Source organism: Pseudoalteromonas sp. NBT06-2 (assembly GCF_002276045.1).
In the GTDB taxonomy this organism is placed as follows: Bacteria; Pseudomonadota; Gammaproteobacteria; order Enterobacterales; family Alteromonadaceae; genus Pseudoalteromonas.
Genome location: NZ_NQMR01000016.1, coordinates 85,802 through 96,968, shown reverse-complemented (window position 1 = coordinate 96,968; position 11,167 = coordinate 85,802). Strand labels below are relative to the sequence as shown.

The window sequence follows — 11,167 nt, the reverse complement described above, 5'->3', positions numbered from 1 at the left end:
AATTTATAATGATCTTGCCGTGCCTAAACATAAAATAAAGACTGAAACACTTGATTGCATCTTAGTAATATCAACGGAAAAATCTTGAGCCATTTGCGGTAATACTGGTAAATAAATATCGATGGCTAACGGGCTAAAAACAACCATCAACATAAGCAATAATAAGTTCCGAGGTTTTGTCATTTGTATTTCCTTAAATAAGAAAATACAGTATAAGAGCATACCAATATGAGCACTAATGAATTATTATAGTGTCAATTATTCCATTTTGGAATTTAAGTGATGAATAAACTTGATATAAATCTATTAAGAGTACTACAGATTCTACTTGAAGAACTCAGTGTAACCAGTGCGGCCAATCGATTACATCTTAGTCAATCCGCCGTAAGTAAACACCTAGCTAAACTTAGAGAGATATTTAACGATCAGTTGTTTGAACGAACATCTCAAGGGTTAAAAGCGACACCGCGTGCACTAGAATTATCGCCACAATTACATTTAATTATTCAACAGTTAGAACAGTTAACACACCCTAGAGTATTTGAACCAGCATTGAGTAAACGCCAATTTAATATTCATTTATTAGATACTGCTTATTCTTTAACCTTCCCATTTTTTATGCCTGATCTTTTAAGAAAAGCCCCCAATGTCAGACTCAAAAACAAAACTTGGAACCCAAATAGCTTAGATGCACTAAAAAAATGTGAAATTGAAATGGGAAGAGATCTAATCATCAATAATGTAAAGGTTTACTGAATTTTTTAATTTAATTGTTTTGATAACTTAAAATATTTAAATTTTAAATTGATTTAATTGAGTTCTTAAATCTGTTACTTTATCATTAAGATCATCACTTAAAGACGCTGTGTTTTGAACAATGCTGTTAGCTTCATTGGACATATCAGAAATAATGGTTAGTGTTCGATTAATTTCTTCATTTACCCTAGATTGTTCTTCCGCTGCTGCTGCCATATGTGTATTTTGCATATTAATAACATCAATTGAGCTATTGATGCCTTTAAAAGCATCTTCTGCATTTCTAGCTGAGCCAACACAACTAGATACTTTTTCTAAGCTTTGAGCCATCATATTAACAACTCCTTTTGTATTTCCTGTTAGTAGCTCGATCATTTTTCTAATTTCTTCTGTAGATTGTTGAGTCCGACCAGCTAATGTTCTAACCTCATCAGCTACAACCGCAAAACCACGGCCTTGTTCACCTGCTCTAGCAGCTTCTATAGCGGCATTGAGCGCTAAAAGATTTGTTTGCTCTGCTATACCCCCTATCACAGATAAAATTGATTCAATATTTGCAGCAGAATCAGATAGTGAGTTGGTTTTTATTTCTGCTTCAGATAAAGACTCATACAAACCTTCTATAAACTGAGTTGTTGATGTTGCTAGTTCTACTCCTGCTAAGCAATCGTCTTGTGCTTTTTGCGCAGCATTTGATGCTTGTAATGCAGAATTTGCAACTTCGGTTGCTGTTGTTGACATTTCATGTGCTGCCACTGTGAGTGAATTAAGCTCTGCAGTTTGTCTATCAAGCCTAGAACTTGCCTCATGAGAGGTCTCTTTGCCTTGAACTGAATTATTATCTACTTCGGTTGTGACCGATGAAATATCTGTGATCATAGTTTGTAATTTATCAATAAAGTGATTGATCAGTCCTGCTAGAAGACCCGTTTGATCCTGACTCGACACTGAAATTCTTTGAGTTAGATCTCCCTCTCCATGTGCTATATCTTTTAACCTAGTAATCAAAATATAAAGTGTACCAGTGATACTTTTAGAAATAACAAACATCGCAAAACAACCTAACACTAAAGCTGAAATTCCAGCCAGTAGGCCAATAGAAAGTGCTTTACTAGACTTTTGATGTAACCAAGCATTAAACTCATTTTTATCTCTATTTAGAACTGTAATTGGGACAGAAATATTAGCAATCCAAGGATTACTTGTTGTAGTATTGATACGAGAGAATGCATTAGCTCTATTATTTACATTAATAAGCTCACGGTTATCCTCTGCTGATTTTGCTTGTTGCCAATTAACGGTGTTAGGAATATCTGAAATCCGTTTACCAACGTTTTGAGCGTTATCACTGTCAGCTAGAATAATACCTTGCCATGAACCAACTATGATACGACCTGCGCCCTGATATAAATCTTTATCCATATTTTCAGCTAGTTTCTGAATACGAATAAGAGACAAATCAAACCCAATACTGCCTATGTTTTGGCCATTAACTTGTATTACATCGCTGATTGTAGTTATGATTTCTTTACCTCGACCAGGAACATCATAATAATATGGCTCCATGAAGAATAACTCGCCAGTTTCATAGGGTTTTAAATGCCAATCATCAGTTCTTTCTCCATTAGAATTTATTTTACTGTTAGAAAAAGATTCCATTGCAACATAATCAAAACCGTCTTTACCATCAGGAAAGAAAAATGGCGCTAAATTACCATTTTTATTAAATGCTTTTGTTAGTTCTATAGAAGTATTCTCTGGCCAAGTATTCTGTTCAAATACCATATATCCAGAAAATACATCTTTTTCTTGTGGCCGCATGCTTGCATCAAATTGCTTAACAATAAAGTCAGGGTTGAGTTGTTGCTGGCCGGATAATTCAACATTAGAACGGATCACCGCTAAATTATTAATAACTGGTTTCAACAATAACTCTATATTAAATTTAATGGTATTTGATATGCCTAAAATCTGTTTATTAGCAGAATCATCTAGTGCAGATGAAATTTTTAATTGTGTATTTTTATTCATATCATTGTAAAAATATGTGCTGGTCCCCATGCCTAAAATTAAGACAAATGACATTGCTAAGACTGAAAAGACAGCTATTTTGGTACTTAAAGATTTTTTAATTTTAGTAAGCATACGAACTCTTATAATTATTTAATGTTGGCGCTAATTCAAATTAAGAAATTACACCGTCAATTTTTTACTCGTTTTGATCGAAAGCTCTGTATAATCTAGATCGTCAGCGCCTAAATACACATAATGATAAATAAGAGCATAATGGATCATGCCTCACTGTTTCGCCTAACCTCTAAAGGCCCGAGTTATTCCTCCATAAAATCTGATGAAATGTTTCTGCCACATTAGCCTTAACTGCGCCAAATGCAGCCTTTTGAATTTATGCCACTTTTAGGTTCTGACAATTAAACCTGCTTTGTATTAATTATTCAAAACAACTTTGAGCAAGCTTTATAAAGTGAAAATATCGTACCCCTTTTGATGTTTTATTTATAATATATCACCGAATAAACTTAATGGAAGAGTTTAGAGCAACATTATTTCAACTGATTTTTGGATAAACCAATGAAATATCTAGAGACGCGATATAGTAATTGTCAAAAATAGCAATGAAACAATCAAGGCTTCCATCTAAAGCATCATGATAGTCATCATAATAAAAATTACAGTTACAACATCTACTTAATAACACTACTGCATTATGCCTCTATCAAATATTTTAATTAAAAGATGGTGTCTACCAAGTTGTCATGTGTCATTTCGTCTAAATCTCATCTATGGCACAATTTTAGAGTCACTATTAGAACAATTTTTAATAAATACTTGCTTATGTAAGCGTTTGTAAGCCTCTCTTATATTCTTAAAAATTAAAAAGTAAACTAAGCTAATAATTGGAGGGTTAATGAACAAGAATAAAATATTAATTATTGAAGATGATGCAGAAATATCTCGTTTAACATCTTTATATTTAGAGGCTGAAGGATTTGATACACATGTTATACATCATGGCTCTGAAGCGTTAGATGGCATAAAAACGTATCAACCTCATTTAATGATCTTAGATCTTATGTTACCTGGGATAAATGGTATTGAAATATGTAAACAATCTAGAGATTTCTATCAAGGACCTATATTAATTTTAACTGCATGCGACGACGATGTAAGCGAAGTTAGTTTATTAAAATTAGGTGCTGATGATTTTTTAACAAAACCACTCAAACCGCTTGTATTAGTTGCTCGAATAGAAGCTTTATTACGAAGGACAAATAAAACTCAAAGTGAATCAAAAAACAAGCATAGCCAATTAGAAATCGATTCTAAAAAACAAGTTGCCTTTTTCCGCGGGAAAGAACTCGCATTAACAGGTGCTGAACTAGAGTTATTGATATTACTCGAACAAAATATTGGCAATCCAGTTTCTAGAGATGGTTGCAGCAAAGCTTTTAGAGGTATAGATCATGACTTTAATGACAGATCAATTGATATGCGTATTTGTGGTTTAAGAAAAAAACTAAATGATAACCAGATGCCTTACAAAATCATAACTACAGTTCGAAATAAAGGTTACATGTTACTCCATGGATAAATTGTTTTCTGTTTCTTTATTTACTCGATTATATATTAGTATTGCCTTTGCGGTTGTTGTAAGTGCTAGTTTTACTTTTATTGTGATTGATAATTATTTTATTCAAAATGATATTGAAGAATTTGTTAAGCATACTGACACTGTTTATGAAGATATTTTATATCATTTTGAATCTTCACCTAACAAACAATCACAGAGTATTACTCGTTATCAATATAAATCTGAAGAAATAGAGACACTATGGTTGTCTATATCAGATAATCTAGAATGTACTCAGTGTGAATATATTGGCTCAGTACATTCAATTGAAGTTTATACAAGTGATATTTATGAATTTATAGCCGTTTATACCCTAGAAAAATGGCAAGCTAAATTAGTAATTAAACTTATTGATACTGAACCAGAAGAGGATCGCCAACCAAAAATATTAGCGAATTATGATTTAGACGATCTAGCCCCTTTTATACTATTATTTATAGTTTTAATAAGCATAGGTTTCACTATCTATTGGCCTATTAGAACGATACAAAAACAAATTAATCAACTAATAGAAACTCAGATAGATTTTGGTACAGGCAACATGGCAGTGAGATCAAACCAAAAGTTAACAAAGCCTCTAAATAAGCTAGCAGATAGCTTTAATATTATGGCAGACTCTATTAATAATACAGTAAATGAAAATCAAATTTTTGCACAAGCTGTTCCACATGAAGTTAGAACTCCTTTAAGTAGAATCCAATTAGCCGCCGGGCTTTTAAGACAAAACTGCGATAATGATTTCCAAAAAGAATTACTTCATAATATAGATACCTATATAGATGATATAGATGAACTTATTAGTCAAATAGTTTCTTTCTCAAAACTAAATTCTACAGGCAATGATAAAGATTACGACTATTACCAAACTATCAACTTTTTAGCTTTTATAAACTCTCGTATTAGAGCACTAAAACCAAATAACAATCTTAAGTTTGAGTTAAAAGTTGATGACAGTCTTGAAATTACAACAAACCCAGTATACCTGAGGTTACTAATAGATAATTTAATTAAAAATGCAATGACCTATGCACAAAGTGAAGTCATTGTTTCATTAAAAATGAATAATAATCAGATAGTTTTTTTTGTTGAAGACGATGGTCCAGGCATTCCTAACCAAGATTTTAATACTATATTTATTCCTTTTTCACGCTTAGATAAAAGCCGAAGCAGGAAAACTGGTGGGTTAGGTTTAGGTCTTTCTATCAGTAAAGCTGCTTGTAAGAAAATGAATTGTGATATTTCAGTAAAAAATAATCATATGGGTGGTGCTAAATTTACATGTGTTTTTATAAACAAGTAAAAGTAAATCTAAAACCAGAGCAACTAGTAGGTAAAAAACTGATCGTTAAAAATTCTAGTGTCGGTAAAGTATTATATCAACGTTGGGAGTCTAAAGTTTTTGTTATGATATTCTACATGCTGTGTAAGCTCTTAAAATAAGAGAATGAATGATGAAAAAAATTAAAAAAAGCCCGTGGACAAAAGAACAATTTGCAAACTGGTATCAACAACACCCTGTATTAGAAAGTAGAGACTATGTAAAAACAATAGTACCAAGAATACATGCACTCAATGAACGAAGTGATTTCATTGTAGAAAAATACGGTGAAGTTAGTTACAAAACTAATAATCAAAACAGCGAACCAGTAAAAACAACTCACGATTTATTTCGAATTCTTATTGGTAACTTTTCACAAAATAAACCTTGTTATTTGGTTATTGGCGGCACTCATGGGTATGAAAAAAGTGGACCTCTAGCAACATTAAAATTTGCAGAACAAGACGCTAAAGACCTAAAACAAAAGTTTAATATTGTAATATACCCTTGCCTTAGCCCAGGTCCTTATGAAAAAGAACTGCGTTTTACCGAAGGTCGAATAGATATCAATAGAGACGCATTTTTAGAAGGTGCTAAAACACAAGAAATGAGGGCTTTTTCAGGCTCATTAAAAGAGTTACATGCTCGTATATTCAAAGACAACTTAACTAAAAAATTTACTGCGGCGATAGATTTACACGAAACACCATTTATGGACATAGCGATAGATAAAGAAAGTGCTCAAGCTGGAGGAGAATTGTTTGAATTAGATATATTCCCTAAAGGCATGTTTTTAATTGCCTTTGATGAAGACAAAACGTTAGGCGACAAAATCATTCAACAGGTAAGAAATGAAGGCCACCATGTCGTTGATGATAATACTTTATATGGTTCACCAAATCATAATGGTATATTGCTAATGAGTCAAATGGGTTCCGTAACTGGACGAGTACGTCAACTTGTTAAACATTATACTACGGCGAGTTTTACCACCGAATACTGTGATGAATACCTTACTGATGAGACCCCAGATGCAGAACGTGTTGAACCACAAATGGCTGCTATCCGCGGTATGTTTTTGTCAATATAAAAGGAACTCCAACTTAAGCTCTTATACAGGACATTCTGATTCGACTTTAACCAAAAATTTCACCAATACTACATTAATGGACACGTAAATAAGTATCCAGTTTCAGGTTAAAAACGAATAATTCTGAAAACAAATATACTTTGACTACTATTGAATAGTGAAATTGAGACCGGCACTATATGTCAGTCTCACCTTAGTTTATAGTTTAGCCGTAGCTAATTTAGCGCTAAACGCAATAAAAACCCCACCAGAGATGAAATTCAACCAACGGGTGCGTTTCGCATTTGTTAAAAATTCCTTAAAGTTTCTTGCTAGCAGAATTACGACTAAGAACCAGCTCGAAACAACGATAGCTTGCGTGAAACCAAGTAAGAGACTTTCTGTGAAAACGGCTTTCTGGCTAACAAATTGCGGAAATATCGATAAATAAAACAAAACTATTTTAGGATTAAGTAAGTTTGTTAGTAATCCCTTTACAAAATTATTGGTTAAACTGTTTATTGGCTTATTTTCTGGCATATTAAGTAATTTTAGGTTTAATCCTGCTTTTAGATTACTCCAACCTAACCACAATAAATATATAACGCCTATCCACTTCAACGCCATGAATGCCATGCTCGATTGAGCAATAAGTAAACTCAATCCAAGTGCAGAAATACATGCATGAACGATAAAACCCAGTGCTACGCCAGCGACATTGGCGAAAGCCATCAAACGATTTTTAGCTAAAGCTGTAAACATTACTAATAATGCATTCGGGCCTGGAATAACAGCGATTAAAAATACAATTCCAGCAAATGCCATTAACGATTCAAAAGTCATAATAACTCCATTAAATTTCAGGCGCTAAAAACGCACCATTTTAAATAAGATGTATAAGGTTAAGTAGTTTTTGTAACTAAAAATAAAACTTAAATCGCAGGGGGGCAGCGATTACAACAACAGCTAACAAGACACATATACTAAACTTATAGAGTTAAACTTACAGTGATAGTAGCTTTCTCTATTTACTTTAGCAAATATTATAGCTTAATGATCTTTTCTTACATGGATATAGGTAGTAGAACAATGCGGAGAACTATTTCCACTCAGTCCATTTTCAATTACTAAATCAGATGCTTATGCATCTTTTTTTTATAATTTTCAAAAATAATCAACTGTTTACCTTTTAATTTAATACTACTTGTATGTTTCAATTTTAGTGGATCAATTGCTTTACCATTTTTCATGAATTTCAAAGTGTAAATGTCTCCCTTGTGATAAACCTGTATTGCCTAAATAACCGATCACCTGCCCTTGCTTTACTTTTATGCCTTTTTTAATTCCTGAAGCAAATCCATTTAAGTGTGCATAAAGTGACTGATAGCCATTTTTGTGTTTTATACGAACTAAATTGCCAAATGAACCAGAAATGCTGGATGTTTTCTTTTACCAAAATGAGAAGATAAACGTGCACCTTCAAGTGGGGTTTTTAGCAAAAAACTACTCGCTAGCTTGCCTTCATCATCATAAAAGTAATCACCTCTTTCATCGTTTTCGAATCGATATAAACGGGTTGTTTTATCTGATAGAGTCAATTCAGCATACTTTAATTTATCAACACGTTTGACTTTAATATTGTCTTTTAAGGATTTCTCAGTATAAATAAGTCTAAAACTATCTCCTTTTCTAATAGCTCTTTGAAAGTCTACACTATGGGAATATGCCAACAAAAACCGATTAATTACAGTAATGGGTGCTTTTGTATCTAATGCGCTTTGATAAAAACTTTCTGAAATATTACCTGTTATAAGTTTATGGCTAGTGAGTGTCTCTAAGTCTATTTTATCTGCTAGCCAGTTATTAGTAACTTTAGTTAACCTAACTTGTTGGTTAAAAGTTATAGGGATTTCCATACTTTTAATTTTGCTATTTATCAATGACATATATATTTTATGACCGACTTTCATTTTGTTAACAGCAATAAAAGGGGTTAGCGCATTACTGATTTTTAAGATATCAGCAGAATTTACACCATATGGTTTTAGTAACTGAGCTAAAGTTTCTCCTTGTTTTAATTTTAGTATGTTTTTGTTTTTCGATACTACTATATCTTTATTGCTGATTTGATCATCCGGCTTGTTATTAAACACTTTGGCTAACACTTGGTTGTACTCATTGAAAGTACAATCTTTTTTTATTGTTGGGCATCCAAATAAAAAAAGGCTGCCCAATATAATTAATTTTTTCATAGTTTACTCGAATTTTAAGCATAGAAAACCCCAAGCAATTTAGCCTGAAAATTTACTCAGAGTATGGATTTTAGATTGGTTTAAAGGTCTAAATAGTTATTAGGATTTACTCGTTTGTTATTTTTAATCAGTTCAATATGTAAATGAGGACCCGTTACACGTCCTGTATTGCCAACAGTGCCAATGACATCCCCTTGATTTATGATTTGGCCAGCAGTAACATTGAAACTATCTAAATGTGCGTATAAAGATTGCATATTATTATCAGCATTTTGAATCAAAATGACCTTTCCGTAGTTCTTATGTAAGCTAGTTGAATTAGCGATTAATACTCTGCCACTAAAGCTTGCTGTAATTTTTATTCCCATTTTAGAGGCAAAATCAATTCCTTGATGAGGCTTAGGACCTCTATATTCATTTACTTCATCAAAGTTAGAACTAATCCAAGCTTCTTTTATCGGTTTTAGACCTTTTACATTATTTGTAAGTTGTGAAACGTTTAAAGTAGCCTTAGCTATAAAAGAAAAGACGCCTAATAGTATAAAAGCAGTCAACAATACAAGTTTTTGTATTATGTCATATCTATTTTTATTATCTGATGCCATTGCTTCTCTGATCCTAACTTCAAAAATAGACTTATCGTGTTTAGGATCAGAAAATAATGTTAATCCGTGCATATTAAGTGGTGTTTGATATATTTTTAGACTTGCTAATAAAGCTCTAGCATAATCAAATTTCTTATTTAGCACTTGTTTTAGCACATCAGCATCACAATTAAGTTCCATCGCATTTGTAAATCCACTTTCAAGCTGTTTATATAATGGATTAAACCAAAAAATTGAACAACATAAACGATACAAAAATACTGCTACTGGATCATGCCTTTTAACGTGTGTTAACTCATGTAGTAGTAGTAATTTATTTTGTTCGAGAGACATATCATCAAAGTTATTGGGGATCACAACTGTGTAGTTAAAAATCCCAAAAACAAATGGAGAATGTGATAATTGACTTTGTATAAATTTAACATTATTACCATTTAAAAAGCGTAGTTCTTGTTTATTAAATCATTTAGATTTACTTACCTTTTCACACTTACATGAAAATTTATTTAAAGCAAACCAAGATTGTATAAATCTTGTTATAGAAACAACACAGCCAATACCTATGATCATAAGCAATATAATGAAGCTATATTGTCCTATATCATGATTATAAACTCGGCTAATTATTATTTTTGAACTTTTTAATACTGTATTTGAATGAACAAAATCAGTTAATAATATACTTGGAATAATTGACTCTGATGATCTATAGCTCACGGGTAATAATGGTATAAAAGATAGGAGTAATAACCCATGCCAAAATAATGGAAACTGTAATAACCTTGAAGATAATTTCTCAATTAATTGTTTTATTAAAACAAGAAATACACTAAATAATACAAACCCAATTAATGACATTAAAATAGAATATATCATTTAAAAGCCCTATTCTTTAGATGAATTTTCTAGATCATTTAGTAACTTCTCTAAATCATCAATTTCACTATCGTCTATTAATTTACTATCAGTAAACATAGCAACGGGTAAAGGGCCATCAATTTCAAATACACGCTTTGCAAAATCTTGAGCAAAATTTGCCAGAGTCTTCATTTTGTCTAATTGAGAAAAATATATTTTTTTATTACCTTGGCTTTGAATTTCTATAAAACCTTTATCACCCATACGTTCTAAGGTTTTTCGAGTAGACGAATAACTCCAATCAAATACTTTTATAATTTCATTATGTAACTGACGAGCTGTACGTGGCTCTTCGTGCCAAAGTAACTTCAATATTTCTAATTCTGGTGCTGTTGGTTGTGATGTAAGTTGCATTATTTTTCTTATTCAATGGAAACTATGACCATAGTGCTACAAGTGTCGCAGTAATGCAACAACAAGCGCGACACTTGTCGCAATTTAGTTTATATCCCTAATCTCAGCGATAAATCATGTTCTATGGTAGTAATAATAATTATATTTATGTAAAAACTTAATAAAAATGGCTTATTTAGATCATTTAATGTGTACTTAATTAAAGTTCTGTTGTATGTTGGCAATGTCAAATTTACTAAGGCAATA

Annotated in this window: 11 protein-coding genes and 2 pseudogenes; 4 read left to right on the top strand and 9 right to left on the bottom strand. The window is 32.0% G+C overall.

Features of this window, described 5'->3' with window-relative positions; translation table 11 throughout:
• Positions 1-3: 3 nt before the first annotated feature.
• The gene (locus CJF42_RS05565) at positions 4-183 is read right to left on the bottom strand and encodes a hypothetical protein (protein WP_095365730.1); all 180 of its coding nucleotides are present in this window, start codon (positions 181-183) and stop codon (positions 4-6) included.
• Positions 184-279: 96 nt separating this feature from the next.
• Between CJF42_RS05565 and CJF42_RS05560 the strand changes: the two are divergent.
• Positions 280-717 (top strand): annotated as a pseudogene (locus tag CJF42_RS05560) (LysR family transcriptional regulator); the annotation flags it as partial.
• 75 nt (positions 718-792) lie between these two features.
• Here CJF42_RS05560 and CJF42_RS27225 read toward each other — a convergent pair.
• Complete coding sequence (locus CJF42_RS27225) at positions 793-2,901, bottom strand: methyl-accepting chemotaxis protein (protein WP_212668780.1); 2,109 nt, start codon at positions 2,899-2,901, stop codon at positions 793-795.
• A 781-nt stretch (positions 2,902-3,682) separates the two neighbouring features.
• Here CJF42_RS27225 and CJF42_RS05550 point away from each other — a divergent pair.
• The 3 genes from CJF42_RS05550 (at position 3,683) to CJF42_RS05540 (ending at position 6,813) form a co-directional block, all read left to right on the top strand.
• A complete protein-coding gene (locus CJF42_RS05550; RefSeq protein WP_095365728.1) occupies positions 3,683-4,366 on the top strand; it encodes a response regulator transcription factor in 684 nt (227 codons plus the stop codon).
• The gene (locus tag CJF42_RS05545; RefSeq protein ID WP_095365727.1) at positions 4,359-5,705 is read left to right on the top strand and encodes a sensor histidine kinase; all 1,347 of its coding nucleotides are present in this window, start codon (positions 4,359-4,361) and stop codon (positions 5,703-5,705) included. The genes CJF42_RS05550 and CJF42_RS05545 overlap by 8 nt, the downstream gene beginning before the upstream one ends.
• A gap of 148 nt (positions 5,706-5,853) precedes the next feature.
• Entirely contained in the window at positions 5,854-6,813 is a 960-nt protein-coding gene (locus CJF42_RS05540; RefSeq protein ID WP_095365726.1) for a M14 family metallopeptidase, read from the top strand.
• 198 nt (positions 6,814-7,011) lie between these two features.
• Here the strand turns inward: CJF42_RS05540 and CJF42_RS05535 are convergent, their stop codons facing one another.
• The 7 genes and pseudogenes from CJF42_RS05535 to CJF42_RS05510 all read right to left on the bottom strand — a co-directional run bounded on the left by CJF42_RS05535 (position 7,012) and on the right by CJF42_RS05510 (position 10,921).
• Positions 7,012-7,635, bottom strand: coding sequence for a LysE family translocator (locus CJF42_RS05535; RefSeq protein WP_095365725.1), 624 nt, complete (start codon positions 7,633-7,635; stop codon positions 7,012-7,014).
• Positions 7,636-8,028: 393 nt separating this feature from the next.
• Positions 8,029-8,196, bottom strand: a complete 168-nt coding sequence (locus CJF42_RS29240; protein ID WP_353651674.1) for a M23 family metallopeptidase — start codon at positions 8,194-8,196, stop codon at positions 8,029-8,031.
• A 5-nt stretch (positions 8,197-8,201) separates the two neighbouring features.
• Positions 8,202-9,044: a hypothetical protein gene (locus CJF42_RS05525; RefSeq protein ID WP_095365724.1), complete on the bottom strand. Its 843-nt coding sequence runs from the start codon at positions 9,042-9,044 to the stop codon at positions 8,202-8,204.
• Between the two features lie 80 nt (positions 9,045-9,124).
• Positions 9,125-9,649: a M23 family metallopeptidase gene (locus CJF42_RS29005; protein ID WP_286203467.1), complete on the bottom strand. Its 525-nt coding sequence runs from the start codon at positions 9,647-9,649 to the stop codon at positions 9,125-9,127.
• A gap of 93 nt (positions 9,650-9,742) precedes the next feature.
• A pseudogene (locus CJF42_RS28455) lies at positions 9,743-10,066 on the bottom strand (M56 family metallopeptidase); the annotation flags it as partial.
• Between the two features lie 45 nt (positions 10,067-10,111).
• Complete coding sequence (locus CJF42_RS05515) at positions 10,112-10,525, bottom strand: hypothetical protein (RefSeq protein ID WP_095365722.1); 414 nt, start codon at positions 10,523-10,525, stop codon at positions 10,112-10,114.
• A gap of 9 nt (positions 10,526-10,534) precedes the next feature.
• Positions 10,535-10,921 (bottom strand): BlaI/MecI/CopY family transcriptional regulator, encoded by a 387-nt coding sequence (locus tag CJF42_RS05510; RefSeq protein ID WP_095365721.1) that lies wholly within the window; start codon positions 10,919-10,921, stop codon positions 10,535-10,537.
• Positions 10,922-11,167 lie beyond the last annotated feature (246 nt).

Coding starts and splice junctions, on each gene's coding strand:
- CJF42_RS05515 (WP_095365722.1), bottom strand. CDS start 10,525: ATGATATATTCTATTTTAATGTCATTAATTGGGTTTGTATTATTTAGT.
- CJF42_RS05550 (WP_095365728.1), top strand. CDS start 3,683: ATGAACAAGAATAAAATATTAATTATTGAAGATGATGCAGAAATATCT.
- CJF42_RS05540 (WP_095365726.1), top strand. CDS start 5,854: ATGATGAAAAAAATTAAAAAAAGCCCGTGGACAAAAGAACAATTTGCA.
- CJF42_RS29005 (WP_286203467.1), bottom strand. CDS start 9,649: ATGGCATCAGATAATAAAAATAGATATGACATAATACAAAAACTTGTA.
- CJF42_RS05510 (WP_095365721.1), bottom strand. CDS start 10,921: ATGCAACTTACATCACAACCAACAGCACCAGAATTAGAAATATTGAAG.
- CJF42_RS05565 (WP_095365730.1), bottom strand. CDS start 183: ATGACAAAACCTCGGAACTTATTATTGCTTATGTTGATGGTTGTTTTT.
- CJF42_RS05535 (WP_095365725.1), bottom strand. CDS start 7,635: ATGACTTTTGAATCGTTAATGGCATTTGCTGGAATTGTATTTTTAATC.
- CJF42_RS27225 (WP_212668780.1), bottom strand. CDS start 2,901: ATGCTTACTAAAATTAAAAAATCTTTAAGTACCAAAATAGCTGTCTTT.
- CJF42_RS05525 (WP_095365724.1), bottom strand. CDS start 9,044: ATGAAAAAATTAATTATATTGGGCAGCCTTTTTTTATTTGGATGCCCA.
- CJF42_RS05545 (WP_095365727.1), top strand. CDS start 4,359: ATGGATAAATTGTTTTCTGTTTCTTTATTTACTCGATTATATATTAGT.